The organism is Limnohabitans sp. 2KL-27, from assembly GCF_001269345.1.
GTDB lineage: Bacteria > Pseudomonadota > Gammaproteobacteria > Burkholderiales > Burkholderiaceae_C > Limnohabitans_A.
Map to the genome: position 1 here is coordinate 12,482 of NZ_CXOP01000001.1, position 23,433 is coordinate 35,914.

The window sequence follows — 23,433 nt, forward strand, 5'->3', positions numbered from 1 at the left end:
TTGAAGTTTGCCTGATGCGGGTGTTCTGACCTGGCGTTAGCCAAAACAAAAGGCCCCGAAGGGCCTTTTGTGGTGCATGCAAGCGGGGCTGAATTACAGCTTGGCCGATTGCATGTAGCTGTCGAAGCGCGCTTCGGTGAAACGGAACCACTGGTTGGCTTCCTTGCGGAAGGCCGAGTAGTCGGCGTAGATCTTTTTCCAGCCTGGGTTCTTGGCACCGATTTCGTCGTACAACGCCATGGACTCTTTGAAGGCCGCATCCATCATGTCCTTGGGGAATGGGAAGAGCTTGGCACCACCAGCCACCAAGTTCTTGAGGGCGGCTGCGTTGCGTGCGTCGTAACGGGCTTGCATGTCGGTGGCTGCAAAACTGGATGCCGCCTCGATGATGGCCTTGTACTCGCTCGACAAGCTTTCGTAAGCTTTTTTGTTGATGTGCAGGTCCAACTGAGGACCGCCTTCCCACCAACCTGGGTACGCGTAGTTTTTGGCCACTTTGTGGAAGCCCAACTTGAAGTCGTCGTAGGGACCCACCCACTCGGCGGCATCGATCGTGCCTTTTTCCAGGGCTTGGTAAATCTCGCCACCAGGAATGTTCTGGGGCACGCCACCGATGCGCTCAACCACTTTGCCCGCAAAGCCGCCCACACGGAATTTGGTGCCCTTGAAGTCTTTCAACGATTTGATGGGTTTACGGAACCAGCCACCCATTTGGGCACCTGTGTTGCCCATCACGAAGTTGACGATGTTGTAGTTGTTGTAGTGCTCGCGCATCAATTTCATGCCGTTGCCGTGCAGCATCCAAGCCGTCATCTGGCGGCTGTTCAGACCGAAAGGAATGGCGCAACCCAGGGCAAAGACTTCGTCCTTGCCAAAGTAGTAGTAAGGCGCGGTGTTGGACATTTCCACGGTGCCGTCTTTGGTGGCATCGATGGTGCCGAAAGCGGGCACCAATTCACCGGCCGCGTGGGTGGTGATCTCAAACTTGCCACCGGTCATCTCTTTGACCTTGGCCGCGAACACGTCGTTCACGCCAAACAGTGTGTCCAGCGCCTTGGGGAAGCTGGATGTCAGACGCCAGCGCAAGGCGGCTTGAGCGTGAACGGCAGGTGCAGCACCTGCGGCCAAAACACCGGCGATGCCGGCGTTTTTAATGATGGAACGACGATCCATAGGGAAACTCCTTGTGAAATGACTGAAACCCGTTGTCAGGGTCGCTTGACCTAGCAGGCCGTATTGTAGAAAGCGAACCCGCCCCAATCCGTGGGGGTTTACCCTTTTCTAAATCATTAAATTTAAAGGGCTTTAGCAATACCGGCAATAACGAGAAGGCCATCCAGAAACCCACTGGAAACCGTTCAGTGATCCCAACGTTGTCGAATGGAAGCCTCGATGCCTGCGGCATCCAAGCCTTGCAAAGCCAACAGCTTGGCCGGATCGCCATGCTCGATGAATTCATCGGGCAAGCCCAGGTGCAACACCGAGCGCTGCAGGTTCAGCTGCTGCAAGGCCTCGCCCACCGCGCTGCCTGCGCCGCCCATGATGCAGCCCTCTTCCACCGTCACCAAGCGCTCGTGACTTTGGGCGATTTGGGCCAGCAACGCCACATCCAGCGGTTTGACCCAGCGCATGTTGACCACGGTGGCATTGAGCGCTTCAGCAGCCTGCAAGGCCGGGGCCAGCAAGGTGCCAAAAACCAAAATGGCCACTTTTTCGCCTTGGCGGCGCACTTCGCCTTTGCCAAAGGGCAAGGTGTCCAGATCGCGTCCGGGCTCGGTGCCCACGCCAGCGCCCCGCGGGTAGCGCACGGCCACCGGGTGGTTTTGCGCGTAAGCGGTGCTCAGCAGCTGACGGCATTCGCGCTCGTCGGCCGGGCAGGCCAGGCTCATGTTGGGGATGCATCGGATGTAGGCGATGTCGTAGGCCCCCGCGTGGGTGGCCCCGTCCGCCCCCACCAGGCCCGCGCGGTCCAGTGCGAACACCACCGGCAGATTTTGCAGCGCCACGTCGTGGATCAGCTGGTCGTAGCCGCGCTGCAAAAAGGTGGAGTAAATGGCCACCACCGGCTTGAGGCCTTCGCAGGCCATACCGGCGGCAAAGGTCACGGCGTGCTGCTCGGCAATGCCCACGTCGTAATAGCGCTTGGGAAAGCGCTGGTGGAAAGCCACCATGCCCGAGCCCTCGCGCATGGCGGGCGTGATGCCGACCAGGCGCATGTCTTTCTCGGCCATGTCGCACAGCCACTGGCCAAACACTTGGGTGAAGGTGGTTTTGGCGGGTGTGACCGCCGGCACCAGGCCCACATTCGGGTCGAACTTGCCGGGGCCGTGGTAAGCCACCGGATCGGCTTCGGCCTTTTCATAGCCCTGGCCTTTTTTGGTAACCACATGCAAAAACTGCGGGCCATCCAAGTGCTTGATGTTCTCCAGGGTCGGGATCAGCGAGTCCAGGTCATGCCCGTCAATCGGGCCAATGTAGTTGAAGCCAAATTTCTCGAACAGCGTGGCGGGCACCACCATGCCTTTGGCGTGTTCCTCGAGACGCTTGGCCAGCTCAAACAAGGGGGGCGCATTTTTGAGCACATTTTTGGCCCCGGCCTTGGCGGCCGAATAAAACCGCCCGCTCATCAGTTGGGCCAGGTAGCGATTGAGGGCCCCCACGGGCGGGCTGATCGACATGTCGTTGTCGTTCAGGATCACCAAGAGCTTGCACTCTTCGACGCCCGCGTTGTTCAGCGCCTCAAAGGCCATGCCGGCGGTCATGGCGCCGTCGCCAATCACGGCAATTGAATGGCGCGATTCACCTTTTTGGCGCGCGGCCACGGCCATGCCCAAGGCGGCCGAAATGCTGGTCGACGAGTGCGCCGTGCCAAAAGTGTCGTACTCGCTCTCGTCGCGGCGCGGAAAGCCCGACAAACCACCAAACTGGCGCAGCGTGGGCATGCGCTCGCGACGGCCTGTGAGGATTTTGTGCGGGTAGGTCTGGTGCCCAACATCCCAGACGATGCGGTCCTCTGGGGTGTTGAAGACGTAATGCAAAGCCACCGTCAACTCGACAGTCCCCAAGTTGGAGCTCAGGTGCCCACCGGTTTTCGACACGTTGTCCAGCACGCAGTGGCGCAACTCGTCAGCCAATTGAGGCAAGTCGGTGCGCTGCAGGCGGCGCAGATCGGCGGGCTGGTTGATGGTCTTGAGCAAATCGGTCATGTCAGTTGTTTCTTTCTACCACCATGGCGGTCAGCGCACGCAAGGGGGCCAAACGGGCTTCGGGCAAACCGGTATCGGCCAGTGCCTGCATGGCCTGAGCCGCCAAGCTGTCGGCATAGGCCTTGGCCGCATCCAGCCCCATCAGGGCGACATAGGTGGGTTTGTCAGCGGCTTCATCCTTGCCCGCAGTCTTGCCCAGAGTGGCCGAATCGGCCGTCACGTCCAGGACATCGTCGACCACCTGAAAGGCCAGGCCCAGGGCCTCGCCGAAACGCTTCAAAGCCGATGGAACCGGTTCGAGCACGCCCGGCACACAGGCCGCGCCCATCTGCACGCTGCACAGCAGCAGTGCCCCAGTTTTGAGGCGGTGCATCTGGCGCAGCTGGTCTTCGCTCAGGCGCTGGCCCACGCTGGCCAGGTCTATCGCCTGCCCCCCGGCCATGCCCTGGTAACCCGAGGCCCGCGCCAACAAACCCACGCAGGCGGCTTGCACGGCAGTGCTGACGCTGGCGTCCTGGGGGGTCAAAAACTCAAAGGCCAGGGTCTGCAAGGCGTCCCCCGCCAGCAGGGCCTGGGCCTCGCCAAACTGCACATGCACCGTGGGTTTGCCGCGCCGCAGCACATCGTTGTCCATGCAGGGCATGTCATCGTGTACCAAAGAATAAGCATGGATCAACTCGATGGCGCAGGCGGCCCGGAGCGCTGCCGCGCTGCGGGCCTCATCGCCCACGGCCTCGGCGGTGGCCAGCACCAGCAAGGGGCGCAGGCGTTTGCCGCCGTCGAGCACGGCGTAGCGCATGGCTTGGCCCAATTGGGCGGGCGAATCGGCGGCGATGCCTTGCGACAGCGCCTGCTCAACCCGGTCCAGATGCGGCTGCATCCAGGCTTTGAGGTCAAAAACACTCATGCACCGCTCCAGGGTTTGAGTTGCCCGCCGTCCAGGACCTGAATCTGGTCTTCCACCGCCTTGAGCTTGTCGCGGCAAAACGCCAGCAAAGCTGCGCCGCGCTGGTAGCCCGTCAAGAGCTGGTCCAAAGGCATTTGGCCCGACTCGAGCTGACCGACCAAGGACTCCAGCTCCGCCAGCGCCGCTTCGTACGTGGCAGGCAGGGGTGCTGCCGGGGCGTCAGCGGGGTCGGTGGGGGCGGCCTTGGGCATGGGGTGTTCCGGAAGAAAAAACCCGATTTTAGGCCTTAAGCCTCGAAGGGGCTGACAGTTGCCCCTGTCAAGTCCACAAGACGGATATGGGCGAGGCTCAGCCATGCCTTCAAGCGCAGACCTTGATTTTTTCAAGGCTTGAGCCGTTGTGCACAGCAAGGACCAGCCCCCGGGGTAGAATCCGCGTTCATCGGCAGGGTTTCCCTGTCATTTTTTTGCGCGGTTTTCCCTGAATACAGCGCTTTGTTCCTGCCCCTTCATAGGGGGAGTCTCTAGGTCAGGTCACCCATGTCTGATTTAAGTCTTCAACTGCAGCAGGCCGCAAGCCAACTACCAGTTTCCACTTATTTCGATGAAGCGCTGTTCCAGCGCGAATTGAACACGCTCTTTCGGCAAGGCCCCCGTTATGTGGGCCATCAGCTGGCCGTGCCCGAGCCGGGCGACTATTACGCCCTGCCCCACGAGGCAGAAGGACGCGCCCTGGTGCGCAACGCCCAAGGCGGTGTCGAACTTGTCTCGAACGTCTGCCGCCACCGCCAGGCCGTGATGCTGAACGGCCGGGGCAACTTGCAGACCCAGCAAAAGGGCAGTGCAGGCGGCAACATTGTGTGCCCGCTGCACCGCTGGACCTACTCGCCCAGCGGCCAGTTGTTGGGCGCACCCCACTTTGCGCACGACCCCTGCCTGAACCTGAACAACTACCCGCTGCAGGCGTGGAACGGCCTCTTGTTCGAAGACAACGGCCGAGACATCGCTGCCGACCTGGCGGGCATGGGCCCCAGAGCGCAGCTCAGTTTTGAGGGCTATGCGCTCGACCGGGTCGAGTTGCACGAATGCCACTACAACTGGAAGACCTTCATCGAGGTCTATCTCGAGGACTACCATGTCGGCCCCTTCCACCCGGGGCTGGGCCAGTTCGTCACCTGCGACGACCTGAACTGGGAGTTCAAGGAACATTACTCGGTGCAGACCGTGGGTGTGTCGGGCGGCTTTGGCAAGCCCGGCTCGGACACCTACAAAAAATGGCACGAGGTGCTGCTCAAATACCGCAACGGCCAACTGCCCGAGCGCGGCGCGATCTGGCTGACGTACTACCCGCACATCATGGTCGAGTGGTACCCGCATGTGCTGACCGTGTCGACCCTGCACCCGATCAGCCCGAACAAGACGCTCAACATGGTGGAGTTTTACTACCCCGAAGAGATCGTCGCCTTTGAGCGCGAGTTCGTCGAAGCCCAGCAAGCGGCTTACATGGAAACCTGCATCGAGGACGACGAGATTGCCGAGCGCATGGACGCGGGCCGCAAGGCCCTGCTGGCGCGTGGCGACAACGAGGTCGGTCCTTACCAAAGCCCCATGGAAGACGGGATGCAGCACTTTCATGAGTGGTACCGCCAGCAGATGAACACCCTCTGAAGTCAGCCCGGATGCAAGCCTCTTGGATGATTCTGGCGTCGCTGTTTTTTTCCATGATGGGTGTGTGCATCAAATATGCATCGGCCCACTTTCACACTTTTGAGCTGGTTTTTTTCCGCGGCCTGATCGGCGTGGTGTTCATGGCCACCCTCTGCAAGGTTCAGGGCGTTTCTTTGCGGACCCCCATACCCATGATGCATGTCTGGCGCTCGGTGGTGGGCGTGACATCACTGGCCGCATGGTTTTACGCCATTGGCCACCTGCCACTGGCCACCGCCATGACGCTCAACTACATGAGTGGCGTCTGGGTGGCGGTGTTTTTGGTGGGCGGCACGCTGGTCATGGGCAGGCTGCAGGATGCGACTCAGCAAGGCCCCATCGTGCTGACGGTGATCGCCGGTTTTGGCGGTGTCATCTTGCTGCTGCGCCCCACCATCGAACAGGACCAGTTGTTTGCCGGCATCGTTGGACTGCTCTCGGGCCTGATCGCCGCATTGGCTTACCTGCAGGTGGCCGCTTTGGGTCGATTGAACGAACCCGAAGCCCGCACCGTGTTTTATTTTTCGGTCGGCACCACCGTGGTCGGAGCCTTGCTGATGGGGCTCACCGGCATGAGCGCCTGGGTGTGGCCCACCATGCTGTGGCTGCTGCCGGTGGGTGTGCTGGCGGCACTGGGCCAACTGTGCATGACCAAAGCTTACAGCCGCGGCTCCACACTGGTGGTGGCCAATTTGCAATATTCGGGCATCGTTTTTGGCGCCTTGTTTGGTCTGATGCTGTTTGGTGAACACATTGCCCTGATGGGCTGGCTGGGCATGGCCCTCATCATGGCCAGCGGCATCGCATCCACCATCTTGCGCAGCCGAACCCTGCCCCGCGCCCCTGCCGAAGACCACTGAACGGAGACCATTGCCATGTACCCCTTGCTGATCACCGCCGCCCAATTGCAAGACCTGCAAGCCCAAGGCCAGCCCTGTGCCGTCTTGGACTGCAGTTTCGACCTGATGAAACCCGAGCTGGCCGATGGCTTTTTTGCCAGTGAGCGCATCGCCGGTGCCCTGCCTGCACACCTGGACAAGAACCTGAGCGCGCATCAGCCGGGTCAGGCCGTCAATGGCGGGCGACATCCCTTGCCGCAGCGCGAGATCGTGGCGAAGTGGCTGGGCAGTTTGGGCATTCACAATGGCCTGCAGGTTGTGGTGTACGACCGAAACAAAGGCCATTACTGCGGTCGTTTGTGGTGGATGCTCAAGTGGTTGGGGCACGAGGCAGTGGCCGTGCTCGACGGCGGTCTGCAGGCCTGGAAAGACGTTGGCGGCGCCATGGCCTCGGGGCCTGCCCAGCCCGTGTCACCCACCCGCTTCGAGCTGAAAACGCCACTGCGTCAATTGGTGCTGACCGATGCGGTCTCAGCCACTTTGGGCCAGCCCTCCCAAACCGTGGTCGATGCCCGCGCAGGAGCCCGTTACCGGGGCGAGGTGGAGCCTCTTGACCCGGTGGCAGGCCACATTCCGGGCGCTTTGAACCGCCCTTTCACCGAGAACTTCACCGAAGACGGCCGCTTCAAAAGCGCGCAGCAGTTGCAAGCGGAATGGACCCAGGTGCTGGCGGGGCGTCCGGCCAGCAGCGTGGTGCACCACTGCGGCAGCGGCGTGACCGCCGTGCCCAATCTGATCGCGATGGAGTTGGCGGGTTTCGGGCCCACTGCGCTGTATGCGGGCAGCTGGAGTGAGTGGTGCCGCACGCCCGGACTGCCCTGCGCCAAAGGCTGACACCTCTGAAATCAGTGCTGGTGTCCTGCCAGGGCGCTGACCAGCAGCACCATGCCGATGCCCAAGCCCAGCCAAATGATCTGGGCTGCCGTCTCTCTCGCGGACAAGCGCTTTTGCAATTGGGGGATCAGGTCGGCCAGGGCCACATAGACAAAGCTGCTGCTGGCCACGACCAGAAAATACGGCAACCAGTCGTGCAGGGCGTCGACCAGGACATAACCCACGGCGCCGCCCAAAGCGGTGATGGCCCCGGCCATCGACACCTTGAGGATGGCCGCCTGGCGGCTGCTGCTGCCTTGGCGCAACACCGCCAAATCGCCCATGTGGTGAGGGATTTCGTGGGCCAGCACGGCCAGTGCGGCAATCACGCCCAAACGCATGTCGGCGATGAAGGCCGAGGCAATCAGGATACCGTCGCCAAAGCAATGCACGCTGTCCCCCGCCAACACGGCCCACTGTCCGCGGGGTGGCTCGGCTTCAGCATGCAGCTTGTCCGCATGTTCATGGCCCGTGTGGTGTGCATGCCCATGGTCGTGCCCATGGTCGTGCCCATGCGCGTGTCCATGCCCATGTTCATGCCCGTGGTGCCAAAGTTCGGCCTTGTCGAGCAAGAAGAAAAACAGCAAACCCACCAGCAAAGTCAGGAACAGCTCGTGCGCCCCGGCCTCGCTCTCGAAGGCCTCGGGCAAGAGGTGCAAAAACGAGGTGGCCATCAAGGCCCCAGCGGCCAGGCTCAGCATGTGCTGGGTGTAGCGGCTCAAGATGCCGAAACTCAGCCACGCCGCCACCCAAACGCTGCCAATGCCCGCCACCAAAGTGCCCACCAAAATCGCCAATAAAGTCATCATGTTTCCCGGGATGCACGGCACCCCATCAAAAACCGCCCCGAAGGGCGGTCGCTGCATTCAAAAAATCAGGCCACGCCTTGGCGCTTGAGCCAAGCCAGCAAACGCTGCCAGCCGTCTTCAGCGGGCCCCTTGCGGTAGCTGCTGCGGTAATCGGCATGGAATGCGTGCGGGGCCTCAGGATAAACCACAAACTCGCTCGCTTTGGCCGCTGCGGGCCCTTGGGCCAGTTCTGCCTTCATCTTATCAACCGTGTCAAGGGGAATGCCCGTGTCGGCAGCGCCGTACAAACCCAGCACCGGGGCCTTGAGGCTGCCCACCAAGGCCAGCGGGTGCGCTGGCGTTTGCGCTGTGGCATTGCCCACCAGACGGCCATACCAGGCCACACCCGCCTTGAGTTTGGGCTGGTGCGCGGCATACAGCCAAGTGATGCGCCCGCCCCAGCAAAAGCCGGTGATGGCCAACTTGTCGGGGTTGCCGCCGTTGGCCCCTGCCCAGGCCACGCAGGCGTCCAGGTCACCCATGACCTGCGCATCGGGCACTTTGGCGATGATCTCGGATTGCAGCTTGGCGAGTTCGCCGTATTCATTGGGATCGCCCTGGCGCACAAACAGCTCGGGTGCAATGGCCATGTAACCGGCCTGGGCCAGTCGGCGTGCCACATCGGCGATGTATTCGTGCACCCCAAAAATCTCGGAAATCACCAGCACCACCGGCAAACCGGTCTTGCCGGCTGGGGCGCAGCGGTAGGCGGGCATCTTGAACCCATTGACATCGATGGTCACTTCGCCCGACACCAGACCCGTAGAAGGGGTTTTGATGGCCGTTTGCGCCATGATCGGCACGGCAGCAGCGGCATAGCCTACGCCCAAAGCCGCTTTCAAGGCTGTGCGGCGTGTGGCCACGGCGTCCCCCAAGCGGCCGCCCAGCAAGGCTTGTGTGTCTTCAATCAGGTCGTGGTTCAAGGGATGTCTCCTCGGTCATGCTTTAAAAGGGGCTTTATCTTGGCACAGCCACTGAGGGCTTGCACAAGGGCGGCGATTTAAACTGCCTCCATGTCCCATTCCGCCTTGCCTGTCTTGTATTCGTTTCGCCGTTGCCCCTACGCCATGCGGGCCCGATTGGCCTTGCAGGTCAGCGGGGTAGCGCATGAGCACCGTGAGGTGGTGTTGAAGCACAAACCCGCCCACATGCTGGCCCTGTCGCCCCAAGGCACGGTGCCCGTTTTGTGGCTGCGCGGCGCAGACGGCGATACGGTGCTGGCGCAAAGTCTGGACATCATGCTGTGGGCGCTGCGCGAGCACGACCCGCTGGGCTGGCTGCCCAACTCGGATGTCGCCATGGCCGATGCCCTGGCGCTGATCACGCACAACGACGGGCCGTTCAAGCACCGGCTCGACCGCTACAAATACCCAAACCGATCGGGCTTGGACAGCGGCTTGGCAGACCGGGATGAGGCCGCTGAGTGGTTGCACACGCTGGATGCCAGGCTGGGTGCGCAGCCTTTTTTGGCCGGTGAGCACTTTGGCCTGGCCGACGCCGCCTTAGCGCCCTTTGTGCGCCAATACGCCCACACCGATCCGGCCTGGTTTGCAGCGCAGCCTTGGTGCCCCTTGGCCGCTTGGCTGGGCAAGTTTGAAGCCTCTGCGCTGTTTGATGCCATCATGCAAAAGCACGCCCCCTGGCCAGACAAGCTCGCCTGAGTACCCCACGCAGACTACCCTGATGGCTACCCGGTCTGGCCGCTTGTGACCCATCAGGGCGGGTCAGTGGGCTTGTTCCCAATTCGGCCCAAAGCCCACTTCGGCCAAGAGCGGCACCTTCAGATCGGCCACACCGGCCATGATGCGCGGCACCTCGGTGCGCACCCAATCTACCTCTGACTCGGGCACCTCGAACACCAGTTCGTCGTGCACCTGCATGATGACCTTGGTGGCCTTGCCTTGCTCGTCCAGCGCCTTTTGCACCGCGACCATGCTCAGCTTGATCAGATCGGCCGCCGTGCCCTGCATGGGCGCGTTGATGGCCGCACGCTCGGCCCCGGCGCGGCGCGGGCCGTTGGGGCTGTTGATCTCGGGCAGCATCAGGCGACGGCCAAACACCGTCTCCACATAGCCCAGCGCCTTGGCTTGCTCACGCGTGGCATCCATGTAGTGCTTGACGCCCGCAAAGCGCTCAAAGTAGCGGGTGATGTAGTTTTTGGCGGCGGTGTTGTCGATGCCCAGCGCCTTGGCCAGACCAAAGGCGCTCATGCCGTAGATCAGCCCGAAGTTGATGGTCTTGGCGTAGCGGCGCTGCTCGCTGCTGACCGTGTCGGGCGTCCCACCAAACACCTCGGCCGCGGTGGCCTTGTGCACGTCCAGCCCTTCGTGAAAGGCCTTGAGCAAGGCCGCGTCGTCGCTCAGGTGCGCCATGATGCGCAGCTCGATCTGGCTGTAGTCGGCACTCGCAATCACGCAGCCGGCGGGGGCCACAAAGGCCTCACGCACCTTGCGGCCTTCGGCCGTGCGCACCGGGATGTTTTGCAGGTTTGGCTCGTTGCTCGACAAACGGCCCGTCACCGCCACCGCTTGGGCGTAATGCGTGTGCACCCGACCCGTGCGCGGCAAGGCCATTTGCGCCAGCTTGTCGGTGTAGGTGCCCTTGAGTTTGGACAGACTGCGGTGCTCCAGGATGCGGGCGGGCAGCGGGTAGTCCTCGGCCAGTTTCTCCAGCACCTCCTCGTCGGTGCTTCGGGCACCGGTGGCGGTCTTTTTGATGACGGGCAGACCCAACTTGTCAAAGAAAATCTCGCCCAGCTGCTTGGGGCTGGCCAGGTTGAAAGGCTGCCCGGCGATCTCGTAGGCCTCGGTTTCAAGCTGAACGATGCGCTCGCCCAGCGCCTGGCTTTGTGCGGCCAGCGTGGGCGCGTCGATCAGCACCCCATTGCGCTCGATGCGGTAAAGCGCTTCGCTGGTCTGGATCTCCAGGTCGTACACGTACTTCAGTCCCGCATGGGCCTCGATTTGCGGCCACAGCGCCAGGTGCACATCCAGGCACTGGTCCGAGTCTTCGCACGAATAATGGGCTGCTTTGTCCACCTCCACCTGCGCAAACGGGATCTGGTGCACGCCCTTGCCGCACAGGTCTTCGTAGCTCACGCCCCGGCGACCCACATGCCGCTCGGCCAGGCTCGACAAGCCATGGGGCTTGTGCACTTCGAGCACATAGCTTTCCAGCATGGTGTCGTGGGCATAGCCTTGCACCTCGATGCCGTGGTTGGCCAACACATGGCGGTCGTACTTGATGTGCTGGCCCAATTTCAGGCGGGCCGGGTTTTCCAGCCAGGGCTTGAGTTTGGCCAGCACCTCGGCCAGCGGCAGTTGTTCTGGCGCTCCCGGGCCGTTGTGGGCCAACGGGATGTAGGCCGCCTCACCGGGCGCGACGCTCAGCGAAATCCCCACGATCTCGGCGCGCATGGCGTCCAAAGAGGTGGTTTCGGTGTCGATGGCCGTGAGCGGCGCTTGCTCGATGCGCGCCAGCCAAGTGTCGAACATCGCCCAGTCGAGCACCGTGTCGTATTTCAAATCACCCTGTACGGCGCTGGCTGCGCTGTTCAACTCGGGCAAAGCCGCAGTTTCATCGGCAAGGGCCTCGCCAAACAAGTCGCCCATGCCCGTGTCCTTGGGTTTGGCGGTTTTGGCCTTGGGGGTGGGCGCTGGCACGGTCCCGCCCAGCGACTGCACCAGCCCCTTGAAGCCATAGGTCTGGTAAAAATTGAGCAGCTTGTCCTTGTCGGGCGCGTGCAGGTGCAGGCTGGCGAGCGAGGGCAAATCGGGCACCCAGCCGTTCAGGTCGCAGTCGGTTTTCATGGTCACGAGCGCCCGGCCCTTGGGCAGCCAGTCCACGGCCTGGCGCAGGTTCTCGCCCGCCACGCCTTTGATCTCGTGGGCTTTTTCCATCAACTGATCGAGCGAGCCATATTCCAGCAGCCACTTGGCCGCCGTCTTGGGGCCGACCTTGGCCACGCCGGGCACGTTGTCCACCGGGTCGCCCACCAGCGTCTGGTAGTCGATCATGAGCGAAGGCGGCACGCCAAACTCTTCGGTCACGCCCGCCACATCGCGCACCTTGCCGTTCATGGTGTCGATGATGGTGATGTGGTCATTGACCAACTGGCTCAAGTCTTTGTCTCCGCTGGAGACGGTGACCTGAATGCCCTGCTGCGCGGCCACATGGGCCAAGGTGGCGATCACATCGTCGGCCTCCACGCCGGGCACGTCCAGCACAGTCCACCCCATCAGGCGAACCAACTCGTGGATGGGCTCGATCTGCGAGCGCAGGTCGTCGGGCATGGGGCTGCGATGGGCCTTGTACTCGGGGTACATCTCGTCGCGGAAGGTCGGGCCTTTGGCGTCGAACACGCAGGCGGCATAGACGGCGGGCACATCTTTGCGCAGCCGCTCCATCATGTTGATCATGCCGCGAATGGCCCCGGTGGCCGGGCTGGTCGGGTCACCCGGCACGGCCCGCAAATCGGGCATGGCATGAAAGGCGCGGTACAGGTAGCTGGAGCCATCGACCAGCAGGAGGGTCGGTGGGGAGGTTTCGGGGGTGTTGTCGCTCATCCCTCGATTGTGTACCGGGTTAAGGGCTTGACCATCAAACGACCCCATGATCGGGTGGCCGGGCCTGCGCCAGGGCGATGTGGCAAAGCGAAGCGCTAAGACCACTGCCGAACTTCCAGATGGTGAGTGGGGGCTGCGCTGAGGCGATGTGGCAAAGCGAAGCGCCTCTGAGCCTCGGCGCAGCCCCCACTCACCATCTCTGCGCGCCCTGGGCAAACACGCAAAGGGCTGACGGCGCAGGGCCTCAGAGGCGCTTCGCTTTGCCACATCGGCCCAGCGCAGTCGGGCCTTTCCGGGTCATTGTTGGGTGTTCGCCCTCTACAATCCGTATTTTGCTCACCCAAGCCAGTCCCCATCTGGCGCTTTGACGGTTTTCTCCCCCATGGCGGTATTCACCGAAGTCACCGAAACCCAGGCCAACGACCTGATGCAAGCCCTGAACCTGGGGGCCTTGACGGCATTGCGCGGCATCGAAGGCGGGATTGAAAACACCAACTACTTCGCCAGCACCACCCAAGGTGAGTACGTGCTCACCCTGTTCGAGCGCCTGACGCATGAACAGCTGCCGTTTTACCTGTTCCTGATGAAACACCTGGCCGGGCGCGGTATCCCGGTGCCCGACCCGGCTGCCAACCGCGACGGCGATGTGCTGCACACGCTGTGCGGCAAACCGGCCGCCGTGGTCAACAAGCTCGCGGGCAAAAGCCAGTTGCAGCCCCAGGCCGTGCACTGCGCTGCCGTGGGCGACATGCTGGCGCGCATGCACCTGGCCGGAGCCGACTACAACCGCAGCCAACCCAATTTGCGCGGTTTGCCCTGGTGGAATGAGACCGTGCCTGTGGTGCTGCCCTACCTGGAAGAAGCGCAAGCGCGCCTGTTGTGCAGCGAATTGGCCTACCAAAACCACATCGCCAGCGGCGCCGCTTTCGCCGCCCTGCCCCGTGGGCCTGTGCATGCCGACCTGTTTCGCGACAACGTGATGTTCGACGGCGAGCGGCTCACCGGCTTCTTTGACTTCTATTTCGCGGGCGTCGACACCTGGCTGTTTGACTTGGCCGTTTGCCTGAACGACTGGTGCATCGACCTGCCCTCGGGCGTGCACGATGCAGCCCGAGCCCAGGCCATGCTGCGCGCCTACAACCAGGTGCGCCCCCTGACCGCTGCCGAACGCGAATTGCTGCCTGCCCTTGTGCGCGCAGGGGCATTGCGTTTTTGGATTTCACGGCTGTGGGACTACCATCTGCCCCGCGAAGCGTCCATGCTCACCCCGCACGACCCGACCCATTTCGAACGGGTTTTGCGCGGTCGGGTGCAAGCGCCCATTTCCCTGTCCGACCTCGTCTGATCACCATGAACCTGCAAATCGTTCCCACCCGTGCCGGCCTCAAGTGGGTCCGTCAGGGCATGAGGACTTTCTGGCGTCAGCCACTGGCGCTGTCAGGGCTGTTTTTTTTGTTCATGGCCACCGTGTCCATTGTGTCCATCGTGCCCTTCATCGGCAGCGCCTTGGCGCTGATCGTTCTGCCCGCGCTCACGCTGGGCATGATGGCGGCGACCCAGACGGCCTCCGAAGGCAAGTTTCCCATGCCCAGCGTGCTGTTTTCGGCCTTCAAAGCCGGGCCGCACCGCCAAGCCATGCTCCATTTGGGTGGCTTGTACGCGCTGATTTTTTTGGTGGTCATGGGCGCTTCGGCCTTGGTTGACGGCGGCACCTTCGCCAAGGTGTATTTTGGCGGCCAAGCCATGACGCCCGAGGTGGTCACGACCGACTCGTTCCAGACCGCCTTGTGGGTCTCCATGCTCTTTTATGTGCCCTTGTCCATGATGTTCTGGCACGCGCCCGCTCTGGTGCACTGGTACGGCCTGCCGGCCGTTAAAAGCCTGTTTTTCAGCTTCGTGGCCTGCTGGCGCAACCTCAAGGCCTTCGGGGTGTATGTGCTCGCCTGGGGCTTGATTTTCATGTTGGCCGGGGTCTTGGCGCTGCTCATCAGCAGCCTGATGGGCCATCCGGGCCTGGTCACGGCCACCTTCATGCCGCTGGCGCTGATGGTGGCGGCCATGTTCTTCACTTCGATGCTGTTTTCGGTGCGTGACTGCTTCTCGACCGATGTCTACGACGAGGCCCCCGCCAACGCGGCCGGGCCTGACTGAGCGACTCAGTGGTGGTGGCCGTGCGCACCGTGTGCATGGCGGTGCGTCACCTCGTCGGCTGAGGCCGCCCGCACTTCCAGCACCTTCAGACTCAGCGTCAGGTGCTGCCCAGCCCAAGGGTGGTTGCCGTCCAGGATCACCTTGTCGCCCTTGATTTTGAGCACATTGAACACCTGCTCGCGTCCATCGGGCGTGCGTCCGCGCAGCTGACCGCCCACTTTGACACCGGGCGGAAACTCGCTTTTGGGGATGGTCTGCACCAGGCTCTCGTCGCGCTCGCCAAAGGCGTCGGTCGGGTTCAGCAGGAGCGTGGTGCTGAAGCCCACGTCCTGGCCTTCCAGCGCGGCTTCGATTTTGGGAAAGGTGTTGTCGTAACCACCATGCAAATAAGAAGTGGGCTCACTCGCCTTGTCGAGCAACTGGCCTTGGGCGTTGGTCACTTTGTATTGCATGGTGACGACGGTGTCTTGGGTGATTTTCATGGGGACTTTCAGAACAGAAATCGGGTTTAAACCACGGTGAGTTTGGCCACGCTGAGCGCCAGCCATTTCACACCATGGCGCGGGAAATTCACTTGGGCCCTGGCATCGGCGCCCACGCCTTCAACCGCGAGCACTTTGCCTTCGCCAAACTTGGTGTGAAACACCTGGCCACCTGCGGCAATGCCGTGCTCGGGCGCGACTTTTTGTACCGGCACGGGCGGGCTTTTGTAGGTTTCGGTGCTCAGGCTGCTTTGGCCCCAAGCCGGTCGGGCGTGTCGGTTGAAGGCCGGGGTTTGCGGCCAGCCGCCACCCGCAGCGCCGGCCCCGGCTTGCCCCAAGTTGGAGAACCCGCCGTTTTTGGGCGTGACCCACTTGAGGCACTCTTCGGGCAGCTCTTCCAGAAAGCGGCTTTTCAGGTTGTAGCGGGTCTGGCCGTGCAACATGCGGGTTTGCGAATGGCTCAAATACAAACGCTTGCGGGCGCGGGTGATGGCCACATACATCAAGCGGCGCTCTTCTTCGAGGCCGTCAAAATCGTTCATCGAATTTTCATGCGGGAACAGGCCCTCTTCCAGCCCGGTGATGAACACCGCATCAAACTCCAAGCCCTTGCTGGCGTGCACCGTCATGAGCTGCACCGCGTCTTCACCGGCTTGCGCCTGGTTGTCGCCTGCTTCGAGCGAGGCGTGCGTGAGGAATGCCGCCAGCGGGCTCATGATCACGCCGTCTTCGCTGAACTCGTCGGTCAAAACCTCGTCATCGCGAGGACCGAAGGGACGTGGCGATCCAGCACTGGACTGCCGCGCGTCGCTCGCAGTGACGGAGTCTTCGTCATCGCGACCACGAGCTTGCCAAGCGGGTGACGATCCATCTTCTACGGGGTATAGCCCCTGACTGGCCTGGCTCTGCGGCAGGGCCACCGCGCTGCGGCCAAAGCCTTCCTGTGTGACAAAGCTCTCGGCGGCGTTGACCAGTTCCTCCAAGTTCTCCACCCGGTCGGCGCCTTCTTTTTCAGCGCGGTAGTGGGTCACCAGGCCGGTCTTGTCCAGCACCAAATCGATGATTTCGCGCAAGGTTCGGCCCTCGGTCTGCTCGCGCAGCACATCCACCATGGCCACAAAGGCCGCCAAATTGGCCCCGGCCTTGCCGGTGGTCGCGCTCACCGCATCGTGCAGCGAGCAACCTGCGGCGCGGGCCGCGTCTTGCAACTGCTCGATGCTGCGCGCACCAATGCCGCGCGGCGGAAAGTTGACCACCCGCAAAAAGCTGGTGTCGTCGTTGGGGTTCTCCATCAGGCGCAAATAGGCCAGCGCGTGCTTGATCTCGGCGCGCTCAAAAAATCGCAAACCGCCGTACACCCGGTACGGAAACCCGGCGTTGAACAGCGCGGTTTCCAGCACCCGGCTTTGCGCGTTGCTGCGGTACAGCAGGGCCACTTCTTTTCGTTCAAAGCCGTCTTGTTTGACCAGTTGGCGCAACTCGTCCACCAGCCACTGCGCCTCGGCAAAGTCCGACGGCGACTCCACCACCCGCACCGGCTCGCCCGCGCCTTGGTCTGTGCGCAGGGTTTTGCCCAAGCGGGTCTTGTTGTGGCTGATCAGGTGGTTGGCCGAATCCAGGATGTTGCTGAAACTGCGGTAGTTCTGCTCCAGCTTGATCTGGTGCTTGACTTGAAACTCGCGCACAAAGTCGGCCATATTGCCCACACGGGCCCCCCGGAAGGCGTAAATGCTCTGGTCATCGTCGCCCACGGCCAAAATGGCACATTCCCCCCCCTCGCCCGGCAAGCCGGCCAGCTGCTTGAGCCAAGCGTATTGCAGCTTGTTGGTGTCCTGAAACTCGTCCACCAGGATGTGCTTGAACCGGCGGCGGTAATGATCCCGCACATGCAGGTTGTCACGCAGCAGCTCGTACGAGCGCAGCATCAGCTCGCCAAAATCCACCACACCTTCGCGCTGGCATTGCTCTTCGTACAGCTGATACAGCTCCACCTTGCGGCGGGTTTCGTCGTCGCGCACGGGCACATCGCCCGGGCGCTGGCCGTCTTCTTTGCAGCCCGCAATGAAATACTGCACCTGCTTCGGGGGGAAGCGGTCTTCGTCCACATTGAACTGCTTGCACAGCCGCTTGACGGCCGACAGCTGGTCTTGCGTGTCCAAAATTTGAAAAGTCTGCGGTAAACCTGCCAGCTGGTGATGCGCCCGCAAAAACCGGTTGCACAGCCCGTGGAAGGTGCCGATCCACATGGCGTTCACATTGACCGGCAGCATGGACTGCAAGCGCAGCTTCATCTCTTTGGCGGCCTTGTTGGTGAACGTCACCGCCAAGATGCCGCCGGGCGAGACCTGGGAGGTCTGCAGCAACCAAGCGATGCGCGTGGTCAGCACCCGGGTTTTGCCCGAACCTGCGCCCGCCAAAATCAAGGCGTGTTCAGCTGGCAAGGCCACCGCCCGGTGCTGCTCGTCGTTGAGCTGGGCGAGCAAGGGGGAGGATGGATTCGGTGGGGAGTCTGACAGCATAGGGGGAGATTGTAGGAACTAAGTGTCCCGAAGCCGTGAACCCAAAAAAGCCGTCAGGTCATGCGGGTAGAATCAGCCACCGGGCCCAAGATTCTTGCGCCCGGTTTTTTTTGCCCTGAACCTGCAATGGGTTCGTTTCAAGGGCGAGAAAACCGGCCAGGCCAAGCGCTCACTCGTTCTCTCAACGAATCCTTTTTTGGAGCTTGGTTTTCTCATGGAAATTTTTGACTACGACAACATCCTGCTTTTGCCACGCAAGTGCCGCGTGGAAAGCCGTTCCGAGTGCGATGCAAGCGTCACCTTGGGCAGCCGCACCTTCCGCCTGCCGGTGGTACCGGCCAACATGAAGACGGTGGTGGATGAAACGATCTGCCTGTGGATGGCACAAAACAACTACTTTTACGTGATGCACCGCTTTGATCTGGACAACGTCCAGTTCGTGCGCGACATGCACGCCAAAGGTGTTTACGCCTCGATCTCGTTGGGCGTCAAAGCCCCCGACCGCGCCACCGTGGACCAGCTGGCCGCCGAGAACCTGGTGCCCGAGTACATCACCATCGACATCGCCCACGGCCATGCCGACAGCGTGCGCGACATGATCGGCTACATCAAGGCCAAACTGCCCGCCAGCTTTGTGATCGCGGGCAACGTGGCCACGCCCGAAGCCGTGATCGATCTGGAAAACTGGGGCGCAGACGCCACCAAAGTGGGCGTGGGCCCCGGCAAGGTCTGCATCACCAAGCTCAAGACGGGTTTTGGCACGGGCGGCTGGCAGTTGTCGGCGCTCAAGTGGTGCGCCCGTGTGGCCACCAAGCCGATCATTGCCGACGGCGGCATCCGCAGCCACGGCGACATCGCCAAGAGCATCCGATTTGGGGCCAGCATGGTCATGATCGGCTCACTCTTTGCCGGCCACGAAGAGTCGCCCGGCAAAACCGTCGAGGTCGATGGCGAGATGTTCAAGGAGTACTACGGCTCGGCGTCTGACTTCAACAAGGGCGAATACAAGCACGTGGAAGGCAAACGCATTTTGGAGCCGATCAAGGGCAAGCTGGCCAACACGCTGATTGAGATGGAGCAGGACGTGCAAAGCTCGATCAGCTACGCAGGTGGCACCAAGCTGATGGACATCCGCAAGGTGAACTATGTGACCCTGGGCGGCGACAACGCGGGTGAGCACCTGTTGATGTAACCCCCCCGCCGCTTTGACACCAAGGGGAGCCGCATGGCTCCCCTTTTTTTGGGGGTTCAACGGCCTCAGCGCAAGGCCCCCAGCGCCAGCATCACACCACTGACCACCAGCAAGCCGCAGATGATCTGACGCAAACGCGCCACAGGTACGCGGTGCGCCAGACGGTGGCCCAGCCACACGCCCGCCAGCGCCACACCGATCAGCCCCACCCAACGCTGCCAGATCCAGCCGCTGGACAAGCGCCCTTCCCAAGCCATCCCGATCAGCACGGTGGCCGCTGCCACGGCAATGACCAAGGGCGTGGTGGCCCGCAATTGCTGCACATCCGACAAGCGGCGACTGAGCCAAGCCACCACCAAGGGGCCGGCCGTGCCGAAGATCATTTCGACCAAACCAATGGCCGCCCCAGCAGGCCAAGCCCACACAGGTGCTGCGTCTGACGCTGGGGACACCTTCGGCCGCAAGGCATTGATCCCCACGCCCGCCACATACACCCCCAGCACAAGCAAAGGCCAGCGGCTGTTCATGTGCTGCACAAGCCACAAACCCAGCAGCGTGCCCAGCACCATGCCCGGCAAGAGGCGGCGCAGTTCGCGCCACTGCACCTGACGCCAGTTCAGCCCGCTGTGGAAAGCCGAAGCGGGCACGTCCATCAGCAATGCAAGTGCCACCACATCGGGCAAGGGCCATGTCCAGGCCAACAAGGGCACCACCACCAAAGACGAACCAAATCCCGTCAGGCCCAGCACGGTGTAACCCAACAAAACCACCCCCACGGGATAAAACCACTCCTGCATCCTGATTCCTTTTTGACCGTCAATCCGTCAAGTGTTTTTGGATAAATTCCCGGAACACCGACATGACGGGCAACTCGGTGCGGCCCGCCAGGGTGATGAGACCCAGCCTTGCCTGACCCTGCAAAGGCGTGCTCATGCCCAATTCCACCAAACGGCCTTGGGCCATGCCCTCTCGCGCAGCCCCCACAATGCCCAGGTAAATCGCATCGGTTTGCCCCACCACATCGAGCAAGCTGGCGATGTCTTCGCACTGCAAGGTGGTCATTTGTGCCGGGTTGGCCTGCGGGCCATAGTGGTCCACCAGCAAACGGGCCACCTCTTGCGACAAGGGGATGGAGGCGATGGGGTAGGCCAGCAAGGCTTCAAAGGGCACGCCATGGGGGTGGAGGCTGAGCAGCGGGTGCCCCTGACGGCAGACAAAGCCTGCACGCATTTCCACCAGATGTGCCATTTTCAAGTCGGGCGCGGCTTCCACACGCCGCACGTCCACCACCAGAGCGTCGAGTTGCCGCTCGCGCAGCTCAGTCAGTTGCAGTTCGGTGGACCCGCGCGACACCGTGACCTGCACCGTGGGGTGATGCTTGGCCATGAAGACCAACCAGGGCGTCATCAGCATCGCGCCAGGGCCAGAGCCCAAACCCACCCGCAACGAACCCAAGCCGCCTTGTTGGAGCAAAGAAGCGCCCTGTTTGAGTTCCTGGGCCTCGTGCACAATGCGCCGAGCCCGCTCCAGCACCGAGCGGCCCAAGGGTGTCAGCTCATTTTTTTTGCCGACCCGGTCCACCAGCGCGCCGCCCAAGTCTTCTTCCAAGGCTTGAATGCTGCGGCTCAGGGCCGACTGGGTGATGTGCAGCTTTTCTGCCGCGCGGCTGAAGGAGCCGGTATCGGCCAGGGCCAGCCAGTGCTCAAGGTGCCTGAGGTTCATGCATGCATTTTACGAATGAACATCAGGAAAATAAGTCATTGGACACATTGATTTGGAGTTTTTACGATTTCTCCATGGTCATTTCAACCATGCAGAACCTCAAACTTCCTGGAGACATCATGAACATCCCTACCCTTCTCGCCAGTCTGGCCTTGGTGGCCAGCGCTTTGAGCCCCGCCCTCGCGCAAACCTATCCGGCCAAAACGATCAACCTGATCGTGCCCTACCCGGCCGGTGGCCCTTCGGACTTTTTTGCCCGCAAGGTGCAACCCGATGCCGCAGCCAAGCTGGGGCAAACCATGATCATCGACAACGTTGGCGGCGCAGGCGGCGCCATCGGCATGGCCAAACTGGTGAACGCGCCGGCCGACGGCTACACCCTGAGTCTGGGCAGTCCCATGGAGCTGGTGCTGGCCCCCATGGCCATCCAAGGCGTGAAGTACAAATCCGAAGACTTCAAGCTGGTGGCGCAATTCACGACCACCAACACGATTTTGGCGGTGCGCAACTCCCTGAACATCAAGACGGTGGATGAACTGCTGGCATTGGCTCGCAAAAACAAAGACAAGCCACTGAGCTACGGCAGCGTAGGGCCCGGCTCGCTGTACCACCTGATTGGCGAAAAATTTTCGCAACTCACCCAAGTGCAAATGTTGCACGTGCCCTACAAAGGCATTGCCCCCTTGCTGACCGACCTGATGGGCGGGCAGATCGACATGGCGTTCCTGCCCATGGCCGGCTCCATTCCGCAAACCATCATCGACGGCAAAGTTCAGGGACTGGCCGTGACATCCAAAACCCCGCACCCGCTGTTCAAACAGTTCCCGGCCATGGCGGCCATGAAGGGTCTGGAGGCCATGGACTTTGACATCTGGGCGGGCGTGCAGGTGCACAAAAACACCCCGGACGCTGTGGTCAACACCCTGAACAAAGCCTTCTATGCCGCCGCTGAAGTGCCCGAAACCCGCAAAGCGCTGGAAGCCAGCGGCAATGTGGTCCTGCCTTCGCGCAGCCCAGCAGAGCTGGCGCGCGTGTACCAAGGCGAAATCGAGCGCTACCGGGCGATTGCCAAATCCATTAACCTGCAAGCTCAGTAATCCACTGCGGTCACAAGAGGTCTCTGCCATGAACGCACCCAGCGACGTTTTTTTGCACGACAAACTGCACGCCCTGCATGCCCAGGCGGATGAATTCATCGCGGTGCGCCGCGACATCCACCAGCACCCCGAAATGGGCTACAAGGAGTACCGCACCAGCGACCTGGTGGCCGAGCAACTGAGCGCCTGGGGTTATCGGGTCACACGCGGTCTGGGCGACACGGGCCTGGTCGGCCAGATCCAAAAAGGCTCTGGCCGCAAACGCATCGGCATCCGTGCCGACATGGACGCCCTGCCCATCGACGAAGCCACCTGCCTGCCCTATGCCAGCTGCAACGTGGGCATCATGCATGCCTGCGGCCACGACGGGCACACCGCCATGCTGTTGTCAGCGGCCAAGCACATCGCCCAAAAAGGCGCATTCTCGGGCACCGTGAACCTGATCTTTCAGCCGGCCGAAGAAGGTTTGGGCGGCGCCAAAAAGATGATGGAAGATGGCCTCTTTGAGCAGTTCCCGTGCGACGCGATTTTTGCCATGCACAACATGCCCGGACAGCCACAAGGCCACCTGATCTTGCGCGATGGCCCGGCCATGGCCTCCTCCGACAACGTCACCATCACCTTGCATGGCAAAGGTGGGCACGGTGCCATGCCCCACATGGCCGTTGATCCGGTGGTGGCCGGTTCGGCCATCGTCATGGGCCTGCAAAGCATCGTCGCTCGCAATGTCGATCCGCAGCAGATGGCCATCATCACGGTGGGCGCCTTCAATGCCGGCGTGGCCAACAACGTGATCCCTCAGAGCGCCACGCTGCGTTTGAGCGTGCGCTCACTCGACCGCGATGTGCGCATCCTGCTCGAAAAACGCATCACCGAGTTGGTGCAAGCCCAAGCCGACAGCTATGGCGTGACCGCCGACATTGACTACCAGCGCGGTTACCCGGTGCTGGTGAACCACCTCCAAGAGACCGACTTCGCACGCAGCGTCGCCGATGAGCTGGTGGGCGCAGACCGCGTGGTCCGCCAGGGCCGCGCCCTGAACGGCAGCGAAGACTTCGCCTTCATGCTCGAGAAGGTGCCCGGCAGCTACCTGTTGATTGGCAACGGCAACGGCGAAGGAGATGGCCATGGGGCGTGCATGGTGCACAACCCGGGCTACGACTTCAATGACAAGAATGTGGCCGTGGGTTCGGCATTCTGGTCGCTGCTGGTGGAGCGGTTCTTGCCTGCCTGAGCCGACTGCACGCGTCAAGCAAAAGGGCAAGC

20 protein-coding genes are annotated in these 23,433 nt (G+C 62.0%); 9 read left to right on the top strand and 11 right to left on the bottom strand.

The genetic code is table 11. The features are described 5' to 3' along the window. Nucleotides 1-93 precede the first annotated feature (93 nt). From LHAB_RS00070 to LHAB_RS00085, 4 genes are all read right to left on the bottom strand, one after another. Nucleotides 94-1,173: a TRAP transporter substrate-binding protein gene (locus LHAB_RS00070; RefSeq protein ID WP_090043361.1), complete on the bottom strand. Its 1,080-nt coding sequence runs from the start codon at nucleotides 1,171-1,173 to the stop codon at nucleotides 94-96. A gap of 185 nt (nucleotides 1,174-1,358) precedes the next feature. Beyond that, entirely contained in the window at nucleotides 1,359-3,206 is a 1,848-nt protein-coding gene (gene dxs / locus LHAB_RS00075; protein WP_090043362.1) for a 1-deoxy-D-xylulose-5-phosphate synthase, read from the bottom strand. 1 nt (nucleotide 3,207) lies between these two features. Further along, a complete protein-coding gene (locus LHAB_RS00080; protein WP_090043363.1) occupies nucleotides 3,208-4,113 on the bottom strand; it encodes a polyprenyl synthetase family protein in 906 nt (301 codons plus the stop codon). Then, nucleotides 4,110-4,364: an exodeoxyribonuclease VII small subunit gene (locus tag LHAB_RS00085; RefSeq protein WP_090043364.1), complete on the bottom strand. Its 255-nt coding sequence runs from the start codon at nucleotides 4,362-4,364 to the stop codon at nucleotides 4,110-4,112. The genes LHAB_RS00080 and LHAB_RS00085 overlap by 4 nt, the downstream gene beginning before the upstream one ends. Before the next feature lie 288 nt (nucleotides 4,365-4,652). On the opposite strand from LHAB_RS00085, the gene LHAB_RS00090 reads away from it, so the two are divergent. From LHAB_RS00090 to LHAB_RS00100, 3 genes are read left to right on the top strand one after another with little or no spacing between them, the layout of a single operon-like run. Further along, nucleotides 4,653-5,780, top strand: a complete 1,128-nt coding sequence (locus LHAB_RS00090; RefSeq protein WP_090043365.1) for an aromatic ring-hydroxylating oxygenase subunit alpha — start codon at nucleotides 4,653-4,655, stop codon at nucleotides 5,778-5,780. Nucleotides 5,781-5,791: 11 nt separating this feature from the next. Beyond that, on the top strand, nucleotides 5,792-6,679 hold the full coding sequence (locus tag LHAB_RS00095) for a DMT family transporter (RefSeq protein ID WP_090043366.1): 888 nt from the start codon (nucleotides 5,792-5,794) through the stop codon (nucleotides 6,677-6,679). 15 nt (nucleotides 6,680-6,694) lie between these two features. Continuing rightward, on the top strand, nucleotides 6,695-7,552 hold the full coding sequence (locus LHAB_RS00100) for a sulfurtransferase (protein ID WP_090043367.1): 858 nt from the start codon (nucleotides 6,695-6,697) through the stop codon (nucleotides 7,550-7,552). 11 nt (nucleotides 7,553-7,563) lie between these two features. Here LHAB_RS00100 and LHAB_RS00105 read toward each other — a convergent pair whose 3' ends face one another. Both LHAB_RS00105 and LHAB_RS00110 read right to left on the bottom strand, forming a co-directional pair. After that, nucleotides 7,564-8,397, bottom strand: a complete 834-nt coding sequence (locus tag LHAB_RS00105) for a ZIP family metal transporter (protein WP_090043810.1) — start codon at nucleotides 8,395-8,397, stop codon at nucleotides 7,564-7,566. 68 nt (nucleotides 8,398-8,465) lie between these two features. Continuing rightward, the gene (locus tag LHAB_RS00110) at nucleotides 8,466-9,362 is read right to left on the bottom strand and encodes a dienelactone hydrolase family protein (protein WP_090043368.1); all 897 of its coding nucleotides are present in this window, start codon (nucleotides 9,360-9,362) and stop codon (nucleotides 8,466-8,468) included. Nucleotides 9,363-9,452: 90 nt separating this feature from the next. Between LHAB_RS00110 and LHAB_RS00115 the strand changes: the two genes are divergently transcribed. Continuing rightward, a complete protein-coding gene (locus tag LHAB_RS00115) occupies nucleotides 9,453-10,100 on the top strand; it encodes a glutathione S-transferase (protein WP_090043369.1) in 648 nt (215 codons plus the stop codon). A gap of 63 nt (nucleotides 10,101-10,163) precedes the next feature. On the opposite strand, the gene polA is transcribed toward LHAB_RS00115, so the two are convergent. Continuing rightward, entirely contained in the window at nucleotides 10,164-13,004 is a 2,841-nt protein-coding gene (gene polA / locus LHAB_RS00120; protein ID WP_090043370.1) for a DNA polymerase I, read from the bottom strand. A 382-nt stretch (nucleotides 13,005-13,386) separates the two neighbouring features. Here polA and LHAB_RS00125 point away from each other — a divergent pair, with 382 nt between their 5' ends. Both LHAB_RS00125 and LHAB_RS00130 read left to right on the top strand, forming a co-directional pair. Continuing rightward, the gene (locus LHAB_RS00125) at nucleotides 13,387-14,349 is read left to right on the top strand and encodes a homoserine kinase (RefSeq protein WP_090043371.1); all 963 of its coding nucleotides are present in this window, start codon (nucleotides 13,387-13,389) and stop codon (nucleotides 14,347-14,349) included. A gap of 5 nt (nucleotides 14,350-14,354) precedes the next feature. Then, entirely contained in the window at nucleotides 14,355-15,155 is an 801-nt protein-coding gene (locus LHAB_RS00130; protein WP_090043372.1) for a BPSS1780 family membrane protein, read from the top strand. Nucleotides 15,156-15,160: 5 nt separating this feature from the next. Here the strand turns inward: LHAB_RS00130 and LHAB_RS00135 are convergent, their stop codons facing one another. Both LHAB_RS00135 and LHAB_RS00140 read right to left on the bottom strand, forming a co-directional pair. Beyond that, nucleotides 15,161-15,637: an FKBP-type peptidyl-prolyl cis-trans isomerase gene (locus tag LHAB_RS00135; RefSeq protein WP_090043373.1), complete on the bottom strand. Its 477-nt coding sequence runs from the start codon at nucleotides 15,635-15,637 to the stop codon at nucleotides 15,161-15,163. Nucleotides 15,638-15,663: 26 nt separating this feature from the next. After that, nucleotides 15,664-18,156, bottom strand: a complete 2,493-nt coding sequence (locus tag LHAB_RS00140; protein ID WP_090043374.1) for a UvrD-helicase domain-containing protein — start codon at nucleotides 18,154-18,156, stop codon at nucleotides 15,664-15,666. A 214-nt stretch (nucleotides 18,157-18,370) separates the two neighbouring features. On the opposite strand from LHAB_RS00140, the gene LHAB_RS00145 reads away from it, so the two are divergent. Continuing rightward, on the top strand, nucleotides 18,371-19,348 hold the full coding sequence (locus LHAB_RS00145; protein ID WP_090043811.1) for a GMP reductase: 978 nt from the start codon (nucleotides 18,371-18,373) through the stop codon (nucleotides 19,346-19,348). A gap of 65 nt (nucleotides 19,349-19,413) precedes the next feature. Here LHAB_RS00145 and LHAB_RS00150 read toward each other — a convergent pair whose 3' ends face one another. Together LHAB_RS00150 and LHAB_RS00155 are read right to left on the bottom strand one after the other, a co-directional pair. Beyond that, nucleotides 19,414-20,145: a sulfite exporter TauE/SafE family protein gene (locus LHAB_RS00150; RefSeq protein ID WP_090043375.1), complete on the bottom strand. Its 732-nt coding sequence runs from the start codon at nucleotides 20,143-20,145 to the stop codon at nucleotides 19,414-19,416. 19 nt (nucleotides 20,146-20,164) lie between these two features. Further along, nucleotides 20,165-21,070, bottom strand: coding sequence for a LysR family transcriptional regulator (locus LHAB_RS00155; protein WP_090043376.1), 906 nt, complete (start codon nucleotides 21,068-21,070; stop codon nucleotides 20,165-20,167). A gap of 119 nt (nucleotides 21,071-21,189) precedes the next feature. Here LHAB_RS00155 and LHAB_RS00160 point away from each other — a divergent pair, with 119 nt between their 5' ends. Together LHAB_RS00160 and LHAB_RS00165 are read left to right on the top strand one after the other, a co-directional pair. Beyond that, entirely contained in the window at nucleotides 21,190-22,167 is a 978-nt protein-coding gene (locus tag LHAB_RS00160; RefSeq protein WP_090043812.1) for a Bug family tripartite tricarboxylate transporter substrate binding protein, read from the top strand. 28 nt (nucleotides 22,168-22,195) lie between these two features. Next, on the top strand, nucleotides 22,196-23,401 hold the full coding sequence (locus LHAB_RS00165; protein ID WP_090043377.1) for a M20 aminoacylase family protein: 1,206 nt from the start codon (nucleotides 22,196-22,198) through the stop codon (nucleotides 23,399-23,401). Nucleotides 23,402-23,433 lie beyond the last annotated feature (32 nt).

What these genes read in the sequence shown, in the direction of transcription:
- LHAB_RS00085 (WP_090043364.1), bottom strand. Translation starts at nt 4,364, where the DNA reads ATGCCCAAGGCCGCCCCCACCGACCCCGCTGACGCCCCGGCAGCACCC.
- LHAB_RS00090 (WP_090043365.1), top strand. Translation starts at nt 4,653, where the DNA reads ATGTCTGATTTAAGTCTTCAACTGCAGCAGGCCGCAAGCCAACTACCA.
- LHAB_RS00105 (WP_090043810.1), bottom strand. Translation starts at nt 8,397, where the DNA reads ATGACTTTATTGGCGATTTTGGTGGGCACTTTGGTGGCGGGCATTGGC.
- LHAB_RS00155 (WP_090043376.1), bottom strand. Translation starts at nt 21,070, where the DNA reads ATGAACCTCAGGCACCTTGAGCACTGGCTGGCCCTGGCCGATACCGGC.
- LHAB_RS00100 (WP_090043367.1), top strand. Translation starts at nt 6,695, where the DNA reads ATGTACCCCTTGCTGATCACCGCCGCCCAATTGCAAGACCTGCAAGCC.
- polA (WP_090043370.1), bottom strand. Translation starts at nt 13,004, where the DNA reads ATGAGCGACAACACCCCCGAAACCTCCCCACCGACCCTCCTGCTGGTC.
- LHAB_RS00095 (WP_090043366.1), top strand. Translation starts at nt 5,792, where the DNA reads ATGCAAGCCTCTTGGATGATTCTGGCGTCGCTGTTTTTTTCCATGATG.
- dxs (WP_090043362.1), bottom strand. Translation starts at nt 3,206, where the DNA reads ATGACCGATTTGCTCAAGACCATCAACCAGCCCGCCGATCTGCGCCGC.
- LHAB_RS00125 (WP_090043371.1), top strand. Translation starts at nt 13,387, where the DNA reads ATGGCGGTATTCACCGAAGTCACCGAAACCCAGGCCAACGACCTGATG.
- LHAB_RS00115 (WP_090043369.1), top strand. Translation starts at nt 9,453, where the DNA reads ATGTCCCATTCCGCCTTGCCTGTCTTGTATTCGTTTCGCCGTTGCCCC.
- LHAB_RS00140 (WP_090043374.1), bottom strand. Translation starts at nt 18,156, where the DNA reads ATGCTGTCAGACTCCCCACCGAATCCATCCTCCCCCTTGCTCGCCCAG.
- LHAB_RS00145 (WP_090043811.1), top strand. Translation starts at nt 18,371, where the DNA reads ATGGAAATTTTTGACTACGACAACATCCTGCTTTTGCCACGCAAGTGC.
- LHAB_RS00165 (WP_090043377.1), top strand. Translation starts at nt 22,196, where the DNA reads ATGAACGCACCCAGCGACGTTTTTTTGCACGACAAACTGCACGCCCTG.
- LHAB_RS00150 (WP_090043375.1), bottom strand. Translation starts at nt 20,145, where the DNA reads ATGCAGGAGTGGTTTTATCCCGTGGGGGTGGTTTTGTTGGGTTACACC.
- LHAB_RS00130 (WP_090043372.1), top strand. Translation starts at nt 14,355, where the DNA reads ATGAACCTGCAAATCGTTCCCACCCGTGCCGGCCTCAAGTGGGTCCGT.
- LHAB_RS00135 (WP_090043373.1), bottom strand. Translation starts at nt 15,637, where the DNA reads ATGAAAATCACCCAAGACACCGTCGTCACCATGCAATACAAAGTGACC.
- LHAB_RS00160 (WP_090043812.1), top strand. Translation starts at nt 21,190, where the DNA reads ATGAACATCCCTACCCTTCTCGCCAGTCTGGCCTTGGTGGCCAGCGCT.
- LHAB_RS00080 (WP_090043363.1), bottom strand. Translation starts at nt 4,113, where the DNA reads ATGAGTGTTTTTGACCTCAAAGCCTGGATGCAGCCGCATCTGGACCGG.
- LHAB_RS00070 (WP_090043361.1), bottom strand. Translation starts at nt 1,173, where the DNA reads ATGGATCGTCGTTCCATCATTAAAAACGCCGGCATCGCCGGTGTTTTG.